The 18,220-nt window shown below is 66.3% G+C and carries 19 protein-coding genes; 16 read left to right on the top strand and 3 right to left on the bottom strand.

Features of this window, described 5'->3' with window-relative positions:
• The first annotated feature begins 87 nt into the window (after positions 1-87).
• The 12 genes from ACNS88_RS03925 (at position 88) to ACNS88_RS03870 (ending at position 10,891) form a co-directional block, all read left to right on the top strand.
• Positions 88-504: an NADH-quinone oxidoreductase subunit A gene (locus ACNS88_RS03925; RefSeq protein WP_435094104.1), complete on the top strand. Its 417-nt coding sequence runs from the start codon at positions 88-90 to the stop codon at positions 502-504.
• Entirely contained in the window at positions 504-1,202 is a 699-nt protein-coding gene (locus ACNS88_RS03920; RefSeq protein ID WP_008849270.1) for an NADH-quinone oxidoreductase subunit B, read from the top strand. The genes ACNS88_RS03925 and ACNS88_RS03920 overlap by 1 nt, the downstream gene beginning before the upstream one ends.
• Positions 1,199-2,863 (top strand): NADH-quinone oxidoreductase subunit D, encoded by a 1,665-nt coding sequence (locus ACNS88_RS03915; RefSeq protein ID WP_435094102.1) that lies wholly within the window; start codon positions 1,199-1,201, stop codon positions 2,861-2,863. The genes ACNS88_RS03920 and ACNS88_RS03915 overlap by 4 nt, the downstream gene beginning before the upstream one ends.
• Entirely contained in the window at positions 2,863-3,936 is a 1,074-nt protein-coding gene (locus ACNS88_RS03910; protein ID WP_435094100.1) for a complex I subunit 1/NuoH family protein, read from the top strand. Before ACNS88_RS03915 ends, ACNS88_RS03910 begins: the two co-directional genes overlap by 1 nt.
• Before the next feature lies 1 nt (position 3,937).
• A complete protein-coding gene (locus tag ACNS88_RS03905; RefSeq protein WP_435094098.1) occupies positions 3,938-4,399 on the top strand; it encodes a NuoI/complex I 23 kDa subunit family protein in 462 nt (153 codons plus the stop codon).
• 49 nt (positions 4,400-4,448) lie between these two features.
• A complete protein-coding gene (locus ACNS88_RS03900; protein WP_435094096.1) occupies positions 4,449-4,715 on the top strand; it encodes an NADH-quinone oxidoreductase subunit J in 267 nt (88 codons plus the stop codon).
• The gene (locus ACNS88_RS03895; protein ID WP_435094094.1) at positions 4,712-5,071 is read left to right on the top strand and encodes a hypothetical protein; all 360 of its coding nucleotides are present in this window, start codon (positions 4,712-4,714) and stop codon (positions 5,069-5,071) included. The genes ACNS88_RS03900 and ACNS88_RS03895 overlap by 4 nt, the downstream gene beginning before the upstream one ends.
• Positions 5,068-5,388: an NADH-quinone oxidoreductase subunit NuoK gene (gene nuoK, locus ACNS88_RS03890; protein WP_008004452.1), complete on the top strand. Its 321-nt coding sequence runs from the start codon at positions 5,068-5,070 to the stop codon at positions 5,386-5,388. The genes ACNS88_RS03895 and nuoK overlap by 4 nt, the downstream gene beginning before the upstream one ends.
• Position 5,389: 1 nt before the next feature.
• A complete protein-coding gene (gene nuoL / locus ACNS88_RS03885) occupies positions 5,390-7,432 on the top strand; it encodes an NADH-quinone oxidoreductase subunit L (RefSeq protein ID WP_435094092.1) in 2,043 nt (680 codons plus the stop codon).
• A complete protein-coding gene (locus tag ACNS88_RS03880) occupies positions 7,429-8,961 on the top strand; it encodes a complex I subunit 4 family protein (protein ID WP_435094090.1) in 1,533 nt (510 codons plus the stop codon). The genes nuoL and ACNS88_RS03880 overlap by 4 nt, the downstream gene beginning before the upstream one ends.
• On the top strand, positions 8,954-10,471 hold the full coding sequence (locus ACNS88_RS03875; RefSeq protein ID WP_435094088.1) for an NADH-quinone oxidoreductase subunit N: 1,518 nt from the start codon (positions 8,954-8,956) through the stop codon (positions 10,469-10,471). Before ACNS88_RS03880 ends, ACNS88_RS03875 begins: the two co-directional genes overlap by 8 nt.
• A gap of 105 nt (positions 10,472-10,576) precedes the next feature.
• On the top strand, positions 10,577-10,891 hold the full coding sequence (locus tag ACNS88_RS03870; protein WP_435094086.1) for a hypothetical protein: 315 nt from the start codon (positions 10,577-10,579) through the stop codon (positions 10,889-10,891).
• Position 10,892: 1 nt separating this feature from the next.
• Here ACNS88_RS03870 and ACNS88_RS03865 read toward each other — a convergent pair whose 3' ends face one another.
• The 3 genes from ACNS88_RS03865 to ACNS88_RS03855 are packed head-to-tail and all read right to left on the bottom strand — an operon-like array spanning position 10,893 to position 12,899.
• Complete coding sequence (locus ACNS88_RS03865) at positions 10,893-11,120, bottom strand: H/ACA ribonucleoprotein complex subunit GAR1 (protein WP_435094084.1); 228 nt, start codon at positions 11,118-11,120, stop codon at positions 10,893-10,895.
• 2 nt (positions 11,121-11,122) lie between these two features.
• Positions 11,123-11,401, bottom strand: coding sequence for a signal recognition particle subunit SRP19 (gene srp19 / locus ACNS88_RS03860; protein WP_435094082.1), 279 nt, complete (start codon positions 11,399-11,401; stop codon positions 11,123-11,125).
• 43 nt (positions 11,402-11,444) lie between these two features.
• Positions 11,445-12,899, bottom strand: coding sequence for an ATP-binding protein (locus ACNS88_RS03855; protein WP_435094080.1), 1,455 nt, complete (start codon positions 12,897-12,899; stop codon positions 11,445-11,447).
• Positions 12,900-13,115: 216 nt separating this feature from the next.
• On the opposite strand from ACNS88_RS03855, the gene alaS reads away from it, so the two are divergent.
• The 4 genes from alaS to ACNS88_RS03835 all read left to right on the top strand — a co-directional run bounded on the left by alaS (position 13,116) and on the right by ACNS88_RS03835 (position 18,219).
• Positions 13,116-15,896 carry an alanine--tRNA ligase gene (alaS, locus tag ACNS88_RS03850; protein ID WP_435094078.1) on the top strand — a complete coding sequence of 927 codons (2,781 nt, stop codon included), beginning with the start codon at positions 13,116-13,118 and terminating at the stop codon, positions 15,894-15,896.
• A 16-nt stretch (positions 15,897-15,912) separates the two neighbouring features.
• The gene (locus tag ACNS88_RS03845) at positions 15,913-16,719 is read left to right on the top strand and encodes an alpha/beta fold hydrolase (protein WP_435094076.1); all 807 of its coding nucleotides are present in this window, start codon (positions 15,913-15,915) and stop codon (positions 16,717-16,719) included.
• A 99-nt stretch (positions 16,720-16,818) separates the two neighbouring features.
• Positions 16,819-17,535, top strand: a complete 717-nt coding sequence (locus ACNS88_RS03840; protein ID WP_435094074.1) for a type 1 glutamine amidotransferase — start codon at positions 16,819-16,821, stop codon at positions 17,533-17,535.
• A 105-nt stretch (positions 17,536-17,640) separates the two neighbouring features.
• On the top strand, positions 17,641-18,219 hold the full coding sequence (locus ACNS88_RS03835; RefSeq protein ID WP_435094072.1) for a DUF2062 domain-containing protein: 579 nt from the start codon (positions 17,641-17,643) through the stop codon (positions 18,217-18,219).
• The last annotated feature ends 1 nt before the right edge of the window (position 18,220 follow it).

Below are 18,220 nucleotides of genomic sequence, written 5' to 3'. Positions count from 1 at the left end.
GTGTTTTCGGCGGCGTGGGGGCATTGCGGTGAAGACTCAACGCTTATGAGGGGGCGGTCCAAACCCCAGCACGTTACGGAGACCTATATGAGCGATTGGATAGCGATTGGCGCCTTGGCGGCCGTCGGCCTGCTCATCCCGCTAGCGATGATGTCCGTGTCGGCGTTGCTCCGTCCGAGCGTGCCTGAGACCGGCAAAAGTACTACCTATGAGTCCGGCGAGACCCCGACCGGCGGGACGAAGATCCGGTTCAACATCCAGTACTACATGGTCGCGCTGTTGTTCGTCGTGTTCGACATCGAGACCGTGTTACTGTTCCCGTGGGCCGTCATCTACCGTCCGGCGATTAGCGCGGGTGTCCCGATGATCGACCTGCTGTGGCCGATGTTGACGTTCGTCGGAATCCTCGCGATCGGACTCGTCTGGGCGTGGCGGTCCGGCGCCATCAGCTGGGCCCGGAGTCCCCGCGCGAGCAGTCGAAAGACGGAGCGTGACCTCAACTAATGAGCAGCGATCAACCATTCATCACAGACGAATCGCAAGTCGTGACCGAGACGCGGGACGCCCGGATGACCGGGCAGGGAGACCGGTTTAACTCCCGACTCCGCGAGGCGTTCGGCTCCTCGCCGTTCATCCTCACCAAGTTCGACAAGTTCCTGAACTGGTGTCGCGGTTCCTCGATGTTCATGCTGCAGTTCGGCATCGCCTGCTGCAGCATCGAGATGATGCACACCTACGCGGTGAAACACGACCTCGACCGGTTCGGGAGCGGGGTCCCCCGCGCCTCGCCGCGGCAGGCGGACGTGATGATTGTCCCCGGGACGATCGTCTCGAAGTTCGCGCCGCGGATGAAGCGCGTGTACGACCAGATGCCCGAGCCGAAGTTCGTGGTCGGCATGGGCTCGTGTACCATCTCCGGCGGTCCGTTTCAGGAGGGGTACAACGTCATCAAGGGCGCCGAGGAAGTCATCCCGATCGATATCCACGTCCCCGGCTGCCCGCCTCGACCCGAGGCGCTCGTCTACGGCGTCGTGAAACTGCAGGAGCGCGTCGCCAACGGCGAGGCCGCCCCCGTCACCGTGAAACCGTACGAGCTGGAGGAGTTCTCCGACCTCGAACGCGACGAGCTCGTCGACAAGCTCGCCGACCAAGTCGACGACGACGAACTCGTCATGCGGTACAACTTCGCTGATTCGCCATGAGCCTCGAACGACCAGACCCCGTCGACGACGCGGCCGTCGAGCGCACTCCCGACGAGCTGGAAGCGCTCTTGGGCGACCTCGTCGTCGACCGCGACGATCACCTGAACGCGCCCGGATTCGTTATCCGGCCGGACACGGTCCAGGAAACGCTCTCGACCCTGAAAGAGCAGGCGGGATACGACCACCTCTCGGTGGTGTCCGCCCAGGAGTACGAGAACCGATACGAATCGATCTACCACCTGAAGAAGTACGATGACCCGACCCAAGAGGTCAGCATCGTCGTCCCCGCGGATAAGGACAATCCGGTCTCGGAATCCGCCGAACCGGTGTTCCGTACCGCCGACTGGCACGAGCGTGAGGCGTACGACCTGATCGGTGTCGAGTACGACGGCCACCCCGACCTGCGTCGGATTCTGCTGCCGGAGACGTGGCAGGGCCACCCCCTGTCGATGGACTACGACAAGGACCGGCCCCAGATCGCGACCCTCCCGGAGCACGCGAACCCGCTGGAGGAACACCACAAGGACGACGAGTCCGACACGATGTTCCTCAACATCGGGCCGCACCACCCGGCGACCCACGGGGTGCTGCACCTGAAGACGGTCCTCGACGGGGAGCAGGTCATCGACGTCGAACCCGACATCGGCTACCTCCACCGCAGCGAGGAGCAGATGGCGCAAAACGGAACGTACCGCCACCAGATCATGCCGTACCCGGACCGCTGGGACTACATCTCGGCGGGCCTGCTCAACGAGTGGGCGTACGCCCGCGCGGCCGAGGACCTCGCCGACATCGAGGTGCCCGAGTACGCGCAGGTCATCCGGACGATGGGCGCCGAGATGTGCCGGATCGCCGCGCACATGCTCGCGCTCGCTACGTTCGCGCTCGACATCAACGGCGACTTCACGGCGACGTTCATGTACGCCATCAACGACCGCGAACGCGTCCAGAACCTCTTAGAGGATCTGACGGGCCAGCGGCTGATGTTCAACTACTTCCGGCTCGGCGGCGTCGTCTGGGACCTCCCGGAGCCGCGCGAGGAGTTCTTCTCGAAGACCCGCGACTTCCTCGACCACTTGCCGGAGTCAGTCGAGGAGTACCACAACCTGATCACCTCCAACGAGATCTTCCAGATGCGGACGATCGACACGGGGATCCTGCCGCCGGAGGTCGCGAAGAACTACGGCGCCACCGGTCCCGTCGCCCGCGGCTCGGGGGTCGACTACGACCTGCGTCGCGACGACCCGTACGGGTACTACGACGAGCTCGACTGGGACGTCGTTACCGAGGAGGGCTGCGACAACTTCAGCCGCCTGCTCGTCCGGATGCGTGAGGTCGAGGAGTCGGCGAAGATCATCGGGCAGTGCGTCGATCTGCTCGAAGATTGGCCCGAAGACGAGCGGAACATCCAGGCGAACGTTCCGCGCACGCTGCGTCCGGACGACGACACCGAGATCTACCGCGCCGTCGAAGGCGCGAAGGGCGAACTCGGGATCTACATCCGCTCGGACGGGACGGACAAGCCGGGACGGTTCAAGATCCGGTCGCCCTGCTTCTCGAACCTCCAGACGCTCCCGGAGATGGCAAACGGGGAGTACATCCCCGACGTGGTCGCCGCGCTCGGTAGCCTCGACATCGTTCTCGGGGAGGTGGACCGCTGATGGGGACGGCGCCCGCACAGCTGTTCCCCGAGTTCCTCGCCAACGCGGTCGGGGCCGAGGGACTCCTCGCGCAGGTCCTCAGCTCTCTGATCGGAGCGACCGTGGTCGCCAGTATCATCCTCGCGTTCTCCGGTGTTGCCGGACCGTGGGCCAAACGGAAGATCACGGCGGCGTTCACCGACCGGATCGCGGTCGACCGGATCGGACCGTTCGGCCTGCTCATCATTCCGGCGGCGTCGGTCCAGCTCCTCGCGAAGGAGCTCATCATCCCCGAAGGCGTTGATCGCCCGACGTGGGACATCGCTCCGATCCTCTTGCCGGCATCCGCGCTGCTCGGGTTCTCAGTGATCCCGATGGGCCATATCGGACCGCTGAACCTTCACCTCGCCGACCCCGAGGTCGGGCTGGCGCTGGTGTTCGCGTTCGCGTCTATCGCCTCGGTCTCGCTGGTGATGGCCGGCTACGCGTCGAACAACAAGTACTCGCTTCTCGGCGGACTCCGCGCCGTCGCGCAGAACCTCGCGTACGAGATCCCGCTCATCGTCACCGCGATGTCGGTCGTGATCTTCGCGGGGACTCTCCAGATAAGCGGTGTCGTCGGAGCGCAGACGACGACGCTCGTGACGATCGCCGGGTTCGATATCCCGGCGTGGTTCGCGTTCGTGAATCCGTTCGCGTTCGTGCTGTTCCTCACGGCGAACATGGCTGAGATCGGACGGAACCCGTTCGACATCCCCGAGGCGCCGACCGAGATCGTCGGCGGGTATCAGACGGAGTACTCCTCGGCGTACTTCGTCCTGTTTTACCTCGGCGAGTTCGTCCACATCTTCCTCGGCGGTGCGATCCTCTCCGTGGTGTTCCTCGGCGGCGCGTCCGGTCCGGGCCCGGAGAGCATTAGCTTCATCTGGTTCGTGGTGAAGGTATGGGGCTTCTTCCTGTTCACGCAGTGGGCCCGCGCGGCGATCCCTCGCGTCCGGATCGATCAGCTGATCGAGATTGGCTGGAAGGGAATGTTGGTGCTGTCGTTCGCGAACCTGGTTCTCACGGCCGTAATCGTGGGGGTGATCGCGTAATATGATCGGACTTATGAAATCCATGGCGACGACGATGAAACACGCGCTGGACGGGAATACGTTCACGGTGGAATACCCGGAGGAAGCGCCCGAGGTGAGTCCGCGTTTCCGTGGCGTCCACAAGTTCAGTCAGGAGCGATGCATCTGGTGTCGGCAGTGCGAGAACGTCTGTCCGAACGACACGATCCAGATCGTGCAAGACGACCAACGCAACGGCGAGCAGTACAACCTCCACATCGGCCAGTGCATCTACTGCCGGCTCTGTGAGGAGGTCTGCCCCGTCGACGCCATCCTGCTGACGCAGAACTTCGAGTTCACCGCGGACACGAAAGACGACTTCGTGTTCAACAAAGAACAGCTCAAGAACGTCCCGTGGTACAAGGGTATCGACCCGCTGGAGTCCCGGAATCCCGATCGCGGCGCGTGGATCGGGGAGGGAGACGGCGAGATCGACTACCAGTAGCGGGCGCGTCTCGAAATCTTCAAAGGGGTTCTCATAGGAGACACACACAATGGTTTATGCTACCATCGCGTTCGGGCTGTTCGCCGCGGTCACGCTGGCGTTCGGCCTCGGGGTCGTCCTGGCGCGCGACGTGTTCCACGCCGCGTTGCTTCTGGGCGGTGCCCTCACGAGCGTTGCGGTGCACTACGTGATGCTGCAGGCGGAGTTTATCGCCGCCATGCAGATCCTCGTCTACGTTGGCGGGGTCTTGATTCTCGTCACGTTCGCCGTGATGCTCACGCGATCGGACCCGGAAACGGAGGTGAATAGCGCGTGAGTAACGATGACTCTCGGAGACGCGGGCGTCTCGTGCCTGCGGTCGTGGTCGGACTGCTGTTCGCGGTAATGGCTTTGACGGTGCTATCGGCCGACTTCGGAGAGGTTGCTGCGTTCCCGGCGGACGCGTCGATCGTCCACAACCTCGGGTACGCCCTCTTCAACCTCAGTGAGTACGAGCTCGGCTCGGTACCGTCTGAGGGATTCCTCGCCGCGTTCCTGATCGCGGCAGTCGCGCTCGACGTGGCCGTCGACGGCGCCGTCTACCTGGCGAAACGCGAAGAGGACGGCTCCATCGTCTCCGCGATGGGTGAGGCGCTCACCGACGGCGGACGCGAGGGAGGTGACCGGCAATGACGGCCGTCGCGTCCTCGATCCCGCCCGAGTGGTACCTGCTGCTCGCCGCTGCCGTGTTCTGTATCGGTTTGTTCGGCGTGCTCACGCGGCGCGACGCGCTGTACTTCCTCATGAGCGTCGAGCTCATGATGAACGCCGCGAACATCAACTTCGTCGCGTTCGCGCTGTACTACGGTGACCTCACTGGACAAGTGTTCGCGCTGTTCGTCATCGCGCTCGCGGCCGCCGAGGTCGCGATCGGGATCGGCATCATTCTGGTGTTGTACCGCAACTTCGGCGTCACCGACGTGACTGTTCCAACGGAGATGAGGTGGTAACATGATAGACGTGTTCTCATACGTTCCGGCGATCGTTCTCCTCCCGTTCTTCTCGTTCCTGGTCGCCCTCGGCGTCGGGAGATATCTCCCGAAGGGCGGCGCCTTCGGCGGCATCGCGGCGACGGCGGGGTCGTTCCTGCTCTCGCTATGGGTGCTCGCGACGGTCGCGGGCGGGGAGGCGGCGAACCGCACGCTCTACACGTGGGCGGACGCGGGCGGCATCGGTCCGACGGATATCGAGCTCTCTTTCGGTATCCTCATCGACCCGCTATCGGCGCTCATGCTCGTCATCGTGACGCTCGTGGCGCTTCTCGTCCACGTGTTCTCGCTCGGCTACATGAACGACGAGGGCGAGACCGGCCTCCCGCGGTACTACGCCGGTCTCGGCCTGTTCACGGCCTCGATGCTCGGCTTCGTCGTCGCCGACAACCTGCTGATGGCGTTCATGTTCTTCGAGCTAGTCGGGCTCTGCTCGTACCTGCTCATCGGCTTCCACTTCCGGGAGCCCGGCCCGCCGTCGGCAGCGAAGAAGGCGTTCCTCGTCACGCGGTTCGGGGACTACTTCTTCCTCATTGGCGTCGTCGCCGTGATCGCGACGTTCGGGACCGCACAGTTCGCCGGTGAGGGGTCGTTCCCTGCCCTCGCTGACGCGGCGCTCAACGGCTCCGGATCGGTCGCGTGGACCCCTGGTGGACTCGAACTACAAACGTGGCTCACCGTCGTCGGCCTGCTCGTGTTAGGCGGTGTCGTCGGGAAGTCCGCGCAGTTCCCGCTGCACACGTGGCTCCCCGACGCGATGGAGGGCCCGACGCCCGTCTCCGCGCTCATTCACGCCGCGACGATGGTGGCGGCCGGCGTCTACCTCGTCGCGCGCATGTACGGGTTCTACGCGCTCTCGCCGACGGCGCTCGCGGTGATCGCCTTTATCGGCGGCTTCACCGCGCTGTTCGCGGCGACGATGGGACTCGTGAAAGACGAACTGAAGCAGGTGCTCGCGTACTCCACCATCTCGCAGTACGGCTACATGATGCTCGCGCTCGGCTCTGGCGGGTACGTGGCCGCGGTCTTCCACCTCACCACTCACGCCTTTTTCAAGGCCCTGCTGTTCTTAGGTGCCGGTGCGGTCATCATCGCGATGCACCACAACGAGGACATGTGGGACATGGGCGGGCTGAAATCGAAGATGCCCGTCACGTACTACACGTTCCTGGCCGGATCGCTGGCGCTCGCGGGCATCTTCCCGTTCGCTGGCTTCTGGTCGAAAGACGAGATCCTCTACGAGGCGCTCGTCCACGGACTCAACGACCCCCTGCTGCTCGGCGGCTACCTGATGGGACTGCTCGCGGTGCCGGTCACCGCCTTCTACACATTCCGCATGGTGTTCTTGACGTTCCACGGCGATCCCCGAAGCGACACCGCGCGCGACCCCGAACCCGTTCGCTGGAACGTGAAGGGGCCGTTGACGGTGCTGGGCGCGCTCGCGGTCGTCACCGGGTTCATCAACATGGTGCCCGTCCAGAAGGTCCTCGGACTGGAGGGAATCGACCTCCTCCACCGCTGGCTCGACAACGAGTGGGGCGGCATCGAGGGCCTCTCGTCGCACCACTACGGGGAGATCGGGCCGTACAGTAGCGAATACCTCGTCGGCGGCGAGGTCGGTACGGTGCTCGTCGGCGCGGTCGTCTCGCTCGGCCTAGCGCTGACCGGCCTCGCGGTCGCCTGGAGCCTCTACAACGTTCCGTCGCCGACGGAACACACGGCGAAGCTCGGCGGGATCAAAGACGTGCTGTACAACAACTACTACTTGGACGAACTGCAGGTATGGCTCGCGTATCGAACTGAGGACGTCGCCGGCGGCGCTAACACCTTCGATCAGGGAATCATCGACGGCGTCGTCAACAGCGTTTCGTCGGTGAGCCTCTTCGGCGGGAGCCGGGTCCGTCGGCTCCAGAGCGGTGTCGTCTCGCAGTACGCGATGCTGCTCACGCTGGGGCTCGTCGCGTTACTTGTCGCGCTCGGCGTGACCGGGGGGTGGTTCCTGTGATAATTGAAGCCCTCATCGGGTTCACATTCGTGGCTGCGCTGCTCGTGCTGCTCGCCCCGGACGAGTGGGCGGGTCGGCTGGCGTTCGCGCTCAGCCTGCTTCCGTTCGCCGGCTCGCTGTCCCTCTGGTCCGGCTTCGACGGCGCCGGAAACGCCCTCCTGGGCGGTGACATCGCGTACGCGACCCAGGTCGAATGGCTGGAGGTCAGCGGACGAGCCGTGTCGTGGTTCGTCGGCGTCGACGGGATCAGCCTCCCGCTCGTCGTGCTCACGACGTTCCTCGTTCCGCTCGCGATTGTGAGCGCGTGGACACCGATCGACGCCCGCCAGAGCCAGTTCTACGGGCTTATGCTGTTCATGGAGGCGAACCTGCTCGGCGTGTTCACCGCGCTCGACTTCTTCCTCTGGTTCGTCTTCTGGGAGGCCGTGCTGGTGCCGATGTACTTCCTCATCGGTATCTGGGGCGGTCCGCGCCGGAAGTACGCCGCGATCAAGTTCTTCGTGTACACGAACGCGGCGTCGCTCCTGATGTTCCTCGGATTCATGTCGCTGACGTTCGCGCTCGGCGACTCCGTGACCTCGTTCGCTCTGCCGGAGATCACGCAAGCCATCGCCGACGGCGGTCTCGGGACCTGGTTCGGGATCGCGCCGGACCGGATCGCGATGCTCGCGTTCCTCGCGATGTTCCTCGGGTTCGCGGTGAAGGTCCCGATCGTCCCGTTCCACACGTGGCTACCCGACGCGCACGTCGAGGCGCCGACGCCGGTGTCGGTGCTGCTGGCGGGCGTGCTCCTGAAGATGGGCACGTACGCGCTGCTTCGGTTCAACTTCACGATGCTTCCCGATCAGGCGTCCGCGCTCGCGGTCCCCATCGCGGCTATCGCCGTCATCAGCGTCATCTACGGCGCGATGTTGGCGCTGGCTCAGAAAGACCTCAAGCGGATCGTCGCCTACTCCTCCGTCTCGTCGATGGGGTACGTCATCCTCGGGCTGATCGTGTTCACCGAGTACGGCGTCGGCGGCGCGACCTTCCAGATGGTCGCGCACGGCCTCATTTCGGGGCTGATGTTCATGGCCGTCGGCGTCATCTACAACGCGACGCACACGCGGATGGTCGGCGACATGTCCGGCATGGCCGATCGGATGCCCGTCGCGGTGGGCATCCTCGTGGCTGGCGCGTTCGGCTATATGGGACTCCCGCTGATGGCCGGCTTCGCCGGTGAGTTCTTCATCTTCGTGGGCTCGTTCGCCGCTCCGGCGCTGCCGTACGCGCCGGTCTTCACCGCGCTCGCGATGTTCGGTATCGTCATCGTCGCCGGCTACCTCCTGTCGGCGATGCAGAGCACGCTGTTCGGACCCTTCGACCTCGAAACCGACTACGAGGTCGGTCCCGCGCCGTTCCACGACGTCGCCCCGCTCGCGGTGCTTCTGGTGGCGATCATCGTGCTCGGCGTGGCGCCCGACATCTTCTTCGAGATGATTCGTGACGCTGCCGTTCCCGTGGTCGAGGGGGTGACGATCAATGGATAGCACGCTACCTAATGTGGCTGCGCTGTTACCCGTCTTCCTGCTCGCGTTCACGGGGCTCGCGCTGCTGCTCGTCGACACGATCCGTCCCGACGCGCGGTCGAACACCTCGATGGCGGTCGTCGGCGCGCTCGGATCGCTCGCCGCGCTGGCGGCGAGCGTCTGGCTGGTCACCTCCGGTACCGGGGCCACGGACACCGGCGGCGCGATCATCCTGTTCGCCGACGCGATCAAGGTGGACACGATGGCGCTGTTCTTCACCGCCATCTTCGCGTCCGTGACGGCGCTCGTCGTCGTCGCGGCCCACGACTACTTCCACGACCACAAGAGCCCGGCGGCGTTCTACTCGCTCGTCGTGTTCGCGGCGACCGGGATGGCGCTGCTCGCGGCCGCGAACTCGCTCGCGGTCGTGTTCGTCGCCCTAGAGATGGTGTCGCTGCCGTCGTACGTGCTTGTCGCGTACCTCAAGCGGGACCGCGGGAGCGTCGAGGCGGGGATGAAGTACTTCCTCATCGGCGCGCTCTCCTCTGCGATCTTCCTGTTCGGGATCTCGCTCGTGTACGCGGCGACCGGGTCGCTGCTGCTCGGCGACGTCGCCGAGGGGATCGGCTCGCTCGACGGTCTCGCCGGTGTCGCGGGTCTCGGGATCGTGATGATCATCGGCGGCGTCGCGTTCAAGACCGCCTCCGTCCCGTTCCACTTCTGGGCGCCGGAGGCGTACGAGGGCGCGCCCGCACCGGTGAGCGCGTTCCTCTCGTCCGCCTCGAAGGCGGCCGGCTTCGTGGTCGCGTTCCGCCTGTTCACCGAGGCGTTCCCGGTGGGCGCGTCGCTCGCTGCGGGTATCAACTGGGTGCTGGCGTTCGGAATCCTTGCGGCCGTGACGATGACGCTCGGGAACTTCGCGGCGGCGGTCCAGGAGGAGGTCAAGCGGATGCTCGCGTACTCCTCCATCGGGCATGCGGGCTACGTGCTTATCGGCGTCGCGGCGCTGTCGGTCGACGGGACCGGGGGAGCCAACGCCGCCGTGATGGGCGCCGCGATGGCGCACCTGCTCGTCTACGGGTTCATGAACACCGGCGCGTTCCTCTTCGTCGCGATGGCGGAGCGGTGGGGCGTCGGTCGGACCTTCGAGGACTACGCCGGGCTCGCGAAGCGCGCGCCCGTCGCCTCGACGGCGATGGCCGTGTTCATGTTCTCGCTGGCCGGGCTGCCGCCCTTCGCCGGGTTCTTCTCGAAGTACTTCCTGTTCATGAGCGCTATCGACAATGGCTTCCTGTGGCTGGCAGCGATCGGCGCCGTTAACAGCGTCATCTCGCTGTACTACTACAGCCGGGTCGTGAAGGCGCTGTTCATCGACGACCCCGCGTCGTCGAGCTCGCTGGACGCGATCGACGTGCGGCCGACCGGACTGTACGCTGCGGTCGTCTTCGCGGCGGTCGCGACGGTGCTGCTCTTGCCCGGCTTCGGACCGGTCATCGAGACGGCCGAAGCCGCGGCGTCGGCGCTGTTCTAGCGGTCTCGCGGTCCGCTTCGGTCTTTCGGTTCTTTTTGGTTCTTTTCGGCTCGATCGCCCGTCCGGTACCCGCAGGTATTCCCGCGTCCGGCGCGTACGTGTGGTATGAGTAGGAACCGAACGTACCGCTGTCTGAGCTGTCTGGAACACACTGTGAGCCGGGAGTTCGACACGTCGCACCTCTCGGTGACGTGTCCGAACTGCGGCTCGTTCGAGCGGTTCGTCAACGACCCGGTGTTTCAGCAGTTCCGTGCGTTCGAGGAGTCGCCGCCCGCGGAGCTCGACTGGGCGCGGTTGGACCGCACAGAGAAGTTACTGGTCTCCGAGCGGCTCGTCCGCTCGACGAAGACGCTTGCTGACTTCGACATCGTCGAAGGAGAAGCGGCGGCTGGGGACGGAGAAGCGACGGTCGGGGACTGAGTCAACGCGCGTACAGCTTCCCGCCGACCAGCGCCGTGAGGTCGTCATCGCTCGATGTCACCGCCACGTAGGGCCGGTCGACGGGACCGAACACGTCGACGACGCGGCCGACCGTCGCGAGCGACTCGTCGACCACTGACGATCCGATCCGCGGCGGCTCCTCGCCCGCCGCTCCGCGGGCGATCGCGAGTCCACCGGCGGTGCGGACGACGGTTCCGACCCGGCGCATCGTCACTCTCGGATGACCCCGAGATAGGCGGCGATCGCCTGTACGAGGTCGTTTTTCGCGGTGTCTTCGGTTCCTCGCACGACCACGGCGCCCCGCGGCTCGAACTCCCGGGAGTACGTTTTCTCGCGTTCGATCACCGCGTCGTAACCGACCTGTTGGACCGCCTTCGCGATCTCGTCGACGGTCGGCTCCTCGACCGCGAGGTCCATGGGGACGCGGCGCCCCTCGGACCGCGATCGGTCGGCGTCGAAGTACGCGGGATAGACGACGTTCTCGACCATATATCGGAGAGGCGAGCGCGCGGCGTAAGGTCGTTTCGGACCGTCACGAGGTCTGGAACTCGAACCGCGCGCCGCCGGACTCGCCGGTGAGTGCGCGCACCTCCCAGCCGTGGGCGTCGGCAATTCGCTCCGTGATAGCCAGCCCGAGGCCAGTCCCGCCCTCTTCGGTCGTGAACCCGCTCTCGAACACGCGGTCTCGTTTCTCCTTGGGAAGTCCGCAACCGTCGTCTTCGACGAAGAAGCCACTTTTCGTCGCCCCGTCGTCACCACGGAACGCCGCCTTCCCGACGCGCACGGTGATGGTGTCGTCGTCTCCGTTCGGTGGCCGTTGATCGTGTTCCACGTCCTCGCCGGACTCCGTCCGGCTGCCCGTCGAGCCATGCTCGATGCTGTTCCGGAACACGTTCTCCAGTAGCTCCCGCGTTCGCATCGCGTTCGCCTCAACCGTTACGTCGCTGTCGACAACGAGTTCGGCGCCGTCGGTGTCGACGCTCTCCCACGCGTCCCTCGCAAGCGCCTCGATCGAGGCGGGTTCGGTCTCGCCGACCGATTCACCCTGTCGGGCCAGCGAGAGGAGGTCGCTGACGAGTTCGTCCATGCGGTCCAGCGCGTCCGCGGTCTTCTCGAGGTGTGCCGTCTCGCCGGTCTCGTTCGCGAGGGCGACGTACCCCTCCGCGACGGAGAGCGGGTTTCGGAGGTCGTGGGAGACGATGCTCGCGAACTCGTCGAGCCGCTCGTTCTGTCGTTCCAGTGCCGCCTCGCGTTCGCGCCGCTCCGTCACGTCGGTGTAGATGGCGTACCCGGAGACGTTCTCGGCGTCGAGCCGGATCGGCACGACGTGGAGGATGAAGTGTTTGGGGCCGTCGACGGTCTCGCGGGTCACCTCGCGTCTGAGGTTCTCACCTCGCTGGAGTCGGTCGTTGAGATCTGCGGCCTCGGCTTCGGCTTCGTCGGTCGGAGGGACGATGAAGTCGTCGACGGATTCGCCGACCACGCGTTCGGCGGCGTACCCGAACGTCTCCTCGAATGCCACGTTGACTCGGTGAACGATCGGCTCCCCGTCGACGTAGTCGTAGGCGATCGCCGGATCGGGGATGTTCGAGAACAGCGCAAGTAGACGATCCCGCTCCGCCCGCAGCGTCCCGTCGGCGCGATCGAACTCCGGACCGTCTCTCGGATCGCCTCTCGCGTCGAGCCAGCGGAGCGTCGCGTCAAGATCTGCCGGTGTGGTCGCGATCGCGTCGACGAGGGGGTCGGTCGCCGGCTCCGCGGTGGGATCGTCGACGAAGGCAACCAGTTCACACGACGGGTTGCGACGACGGACCGCGTCGAGCCCGTCGGCATCGAAGACCACCGCAACGTCTGCCGTCACGAGATCGTCGTCAGCGGACGCAGAGATAGCGTCGACACTTCGCAGGGCCTCGGCCACGTCTGCCGCCTCGTCCGTCTCACCGCCCAAAACGAGAACGGAGGACCGACGGCTCGGCTCGCGGTTCACTGTGCCGTGTACACGATTGGTGTGCGGATAAATTTTCCTCCCATCGTCCGTTCCTTCGGGATTCGGGGACGGTTCCTTCGTCGAACAGCGTCGAGTGGGCCGATCGGGTGATCGTGTCCGACCGCCGACAGCGGTGAGTTGGCCACGAATGAATTGTGAAGCGGGCCGCGAGACACCCCGGAACCCTTTTGGATGAACACGGGCCACATTCCAGTAATGAGCGATCTCGAAGCGGAGTACCGCCTCGACTACTTCGAAGAAGAGGGGTTCGAGCGGAAGGAGTGTCCCTCCTGTGGCGCGCACTTCTGGACCCGCGACGTCGACCGCGAACTGTGCGGTGAGCCGCCCTGCGAGGACTACAGCTTTATCGACGATCCGGGCTTTCCGGAGTCGCACTCGCTGTCGGAGATGCGGGAGGCGTTCCTCTCTTTCTTCGAGGAGCACGACCACGAGCGGATCGACCCGTATCCGGTCGCGGCGAACCGCTGGCGCGACGACGTACTCCTGACGCAGGCGTCGATATACGACTTCCAGCCGCTGGTCACGTCGGGGCAGACCCCGCCGCCGGCGAACCCGCTGACCATCTCTCAGCCCTGTATCCGGATGCAGGACATCGACAACGTCGGCAAGACGGGCCGGCACACGATGGCCTTCGAGATGATGGCCCACCACGCGTTCAACACGCGTGAGGAGGTGGCCGAGGACGAGTACGCCTACCACGGCGAGGTGTACTGGAAAGACGAGACCGTCGAGTACTGCGACGAGCTGTTCGAGAGCCTCGGCGCCGATCTGGACGAGATCACCTACATCGAGGACCCGTGGGTGGGCGGCGGCAACGCCGGTCCCGCCATCGAGGTCATTTATAAGGGGGCCGAGCTGGCGACGCTCGTCTTCATGTGCATGGAGCGGGACCCCGACGGGGACTACGAGATGAAGGACGGGCACACCTACTCGTTCATGGACACGTACATCGTCGACACCGGCTACGGGCTCGAACGGTGGACGTGGATGAGCCAGGGGACGGCGACGGTGTACGAAGCCGTCTACCCCGACGCGATCGACTTCCTCAAGGAGAACGCGGGCATCGAACGCACGGAAGCAGAGCGGGAGATCGTCCACCGTGCCGCGAAGCTCTCCGGGCGGCTCGATATCGACGACGTCGACGACGTAGAGGCCGCTCGCGGCGACATCGCCGACCGACTCGACGTCAACGTCGACCGGCTCCGCGAGCTGGTCGAGCCGCTCGAATCGATCTACGCGATCGCCGACCACTCGCGGACGCTCGCGTACATGTTCGGCGACGGGATCGTTCCCTCGAACGTCGGGACGGGCTATCTCGCGCGGATGGTGCTGCGGCGCACGAAGCGGCTCGTCGACGAGGTCGGGATCGACGCCCCGCTCGACGAGCTGGTCGACATGCAGGCCGATCGGCTCGGCTACCGGAACCGCGACACGATCCGCGAGATCGTCCGAACGGAAGAACGGAAGTACCGCAAGACGCTCGAACGCGGCTCCCGGAAGGTAGAGTCGCTCGCCGACGAGTACGCCGGTACGGGCGAGTCGATTCCGACGGAGGCGCTGTTGGAGCTGTACGACTCTCACGGGATCCAGCCGGACATGGTCGCCGACATCGCCGCCGATCGCGGCGCGACCGTCGACGTGCCGGACGACTTCTACGCGCTCGTCGCCGACCGCCACGAGGAGGAGGACGGCGACGAGGCGGCCGCCGAGCGCGACGGTCGCTTCGACGATCTCCCCGAGACGGAGAAGCTGTTCTACGACGAACAAGGTCGCACCGAGTTCGAGGCGGTCGTCCTCGACGTGTTCGAGCGCGAAGAGGAGTACGACGTGGTCTTAGACCAGACGATGTTCTACCCGGAGGGCGGCGGGCAGCCGGCCGACAGGGGACAGCTCACCGTCGGCGAGACCACCGTCGACGTGGTCGACGTTCAAGAGCGAAACGGCGTCGTCCTCCACCGTACCGACGACGATCCCGGAAAAGGGGAGTTCGTCAAGGGACAGGTCGACGGCGGCCGCCGCGACCGGCTCCGCGCGCACCACACCGCGACCCATCTTATCGGCCACGCGGCCCGCGAGGTGCTCGGCTCTCACGTCCGGCAGGCGGGCGCACAGAAGGGGATCGACTCCTCCCGGCTCGACGTCCGTCACTTCGAGCGGATCAGTCGTGAACAGGTCACGGAGATCGAGCGGGTCGCCAACGAGCTCGTCCGCGACGACGTCCCCGTGCGACAGGAGTGGCCCGACCGCAACGAGGCGGAGGCCGAACACGGCTTCGACCTGTATCAGGGCGGCGTCCCGCCGGGAACGAACATCCGGCTGATCCACGTCGGCGACGCCGACGTACAGGCGTGTGCCGGGACCCACGTCGATCGAACCGGCGAGATCGGCGCGGTGAAGGTGCTGAAGACGGAGCCCGTCCAGGACGGCGTCGAACGGATCGTGTTCGCCGCGGGCGGCGCGGCGATCGAGGCGACCCAGCGCACCGAGGACGCGCTGTACGACGCGGCCGACGCCCTCGACGTCGACCCGCTCGACGTGCCCGAGACGGCCGAGCGGTTCTTCGAGGAATGGAAGGGGCGCGGCAAGGAGATCGAGTCGCTCAAAGAGGAGCTCGCGGCGGCGCGCGCCTCGGGCGGTGCCGACGCCGAGGAGGTCGAGATTGGCGGCGTGACCGCAGTCGTCCAGCGGCTCGACGGCGACGCCGACGAGCTACGCGCGACCGCGAACGCCCACGTCGACGACGGGAAGGTCGCGGTCGTCGGCAGCGGGGCGGACGGCTCCGCGAGCTTTGTCGTCGGCGTCCCCGACGGCGTCGACGTGAACGCCGGACAGGTCGTCTCCGAACTCGCTGGCCGCGTCGGCGGCGGCGGCGGCGGCCCGCCGGACTTCGCGCAGGGAGGCGGTCCGGACGCGGACGCGCTCGACGACGCGCTCGACGCGGCGCCGGATGTGCTCCGAAGTCTCCAGGAGGCCTGAAGCCGCTCCCGTCCCAATGCCCCACGCGAACAACGCCGGCGTCGAGATCCGGTACGAGGCGGACGCTCCCGACGCCGGTGACCCCGACGAGGCGGTCGTGTTCTGCGGCGACGTTGGCTTCGGCGCGTGGCAGTTCGGCTGGCAACACGCCGCGCTTGCGGGCCCGCACACGGTGATCACCCCCGAGACGCGGGGCGTCGGCCGATCGGACGCACCGTCTGGGCCGTACACCGTTGAGGAACTTGCGAGCGACGTGGACGCGGTGTGTGCCGCGGAGGGAATCCGAAATGCGCACCTCGTCGGGTACGGACTCGGCGGGATGGTCGCGCTCGCGTACGCGCTCGGCTCGTCGCGTCCGGCGAGCCTCTCGGTCGTCGGAACGCCGCCCGCGGGCGACGCGTACAACTCCGACGGGGTCTGGGCCGATCCGTCGACTCCGGCGGCGGTCGAGGGGTCGCTGCACGGACTGCTCTCAGAGTCGTTCCGAGAGCGGCATCCCGACGTGCTCTCGCGGATCGTCGACTGGCGGATCGGCGAGGACGCCGACCGCGGGGCGTTCGAGGCCCATCGCGCCGCGGTCGAGGGGTTCGACCTCTCAGACAGACTGTACGAGCTCACGACGCCGACGCTCGTCGTCCACGGTGCCGAGGACGCGGTGTGCCCGAAGCCCGCCGCGGAGGAGCTCGCCGAGGGGCTCCCGCGCGGGGAGTTCCACTCGGTCCCGGACGCGCGCCACCTCGTGGGGCTGGAGGCGTCCGCCGCGGTCAACGACGCGCTCGTCGGTTGGCTCGCGGAACACGCCGCGGACCCCTTCTCGGAGTAGGCAGGTCACTCGGGCGGACGGTTCCCGCTCGGTCCCAGACGCCGGTAGCGCTCCCCGACGTCGCAACCGTTTTTGCCCCGTCGTGCCTCGAATCGGTCAATGACACGGCTCCGGTTCGCCCTGCTGAACGCTGCGCACGACGGCGCAAACACCCGTCGAAACTTCCGGCGGGAGCTCGACGCCGACCTCGTTGAGTTCTCGGCCACCGACGGCCAGCTCCCCGACCACACCGATTTCGACGGCCTCGTCGTCACCGGATCGCGTTCGTCCGTCTACTGGGACGAGGCGTGGATCCCGGCGCTTATCGACTACGTCGCCGAGGCCGCGGACGCCGGCCTCCCGGTGCTCGGCGTCTGTTACGGCCATCAGGTGGTCGCCGAGGCGCTCGGCGGGCGCGTCGCCGGGATGGACGAGTTCGAGATTGGGTACAACGAGGTGCGTCACCGCGGCGACGACGAGCTGTTCGCGGGGATCGACGAGCAGTTCACCGTCTTCACGACCCACGGCGACACGGTCGTGGAGCTCCCGTCGAGCGCGACCCTGATCGCCGAGAACGACCACGGCGTCCACGCGTTCCGGGACGGGCACTGCTGGGGCGTGCAGTTCCACCCGGAGTACGACCTCGAGACGGCGCGAGAGGTCACTGAAGGGAAACGCGAGCGCCTCGGTGACGCCCGCGTCGACGCGGTGTTGGCGGAGATCACGCCCGAGGCCTCCGACGCCGCCTGCGAAGCGAAGCCGCTCTTCGACAACTTCGCGGCGTACGCCCGACGGCTGAAAACCGATCGGCAGGCGGTCGCGGCGGCCGACGACTGACGGGTGGCCGCGAACCACCGACGACTGACGGGGGGCGCGGTACCGACGGAATCAAATTCCCGTCTCGACGACAGCTACTTCTTTCGGGAACGCGTTCCATCCAACATGCTCCTCCGTCGGGCCGGTGAGTTGTTCGACCGCGTCCGTTCGGAGCTCCATCGCTCGTTCACCGAAGAGTACACGTCGCGCGAGACCGCCGGGAGCTTTTCGCTCGGCGTGTTCATCACGATGCTGCCGACGCTCGGCACCGGACTGATCGCGTTCGTCGTGCTCGCATGGGCCGTGAGCCGGATCAACCGGGTCGCGATGTTCGCGTCGGTGATCGTGTTTAATCCCGTCGTGAAGTGGGGCGTGTACGGCACCAGCTTCGGGCTCGGGACGGCGATTCTCGGTCCCATCCCCGGCGTGTCGCCCTCGTCGGTGTCGCTGACGGCGGGACCGGCAATCGTCACCCGGCTCCTCGTCGGCAACCTGATCCTCGCGGTCGTCGCCGCCGGGGTGAGCTACCTCGTTGCCCACCGGATCGTCGTGGCGTACGAGCGCCGTGAGGTCGGCGTCGTCGACGCGGTGACGGGCGTCGTCGGCGCCGAAGAGGACGGCTCGGACGGATCCGCCCACGCTGAATCTGACGAGGGCAACGCGAGAGACGCCGGCGACCCGCCGGCGACCGATCCAGCCGAGTGAC

Origin of the sequence: Halorubrum shenae, from assembly GCF_051194165.1 — an archaeon.
Classification (GTDB): domain Archaea; phylum Halobacteriota; class Halobacteria; order Halobacteriales; family Haloferacaceae; genus Halorubrum.
Note: the sequence above shows the minus strand (reverse complement) of the source record. Positions and strands in the feature narration are given on the sequence as shown.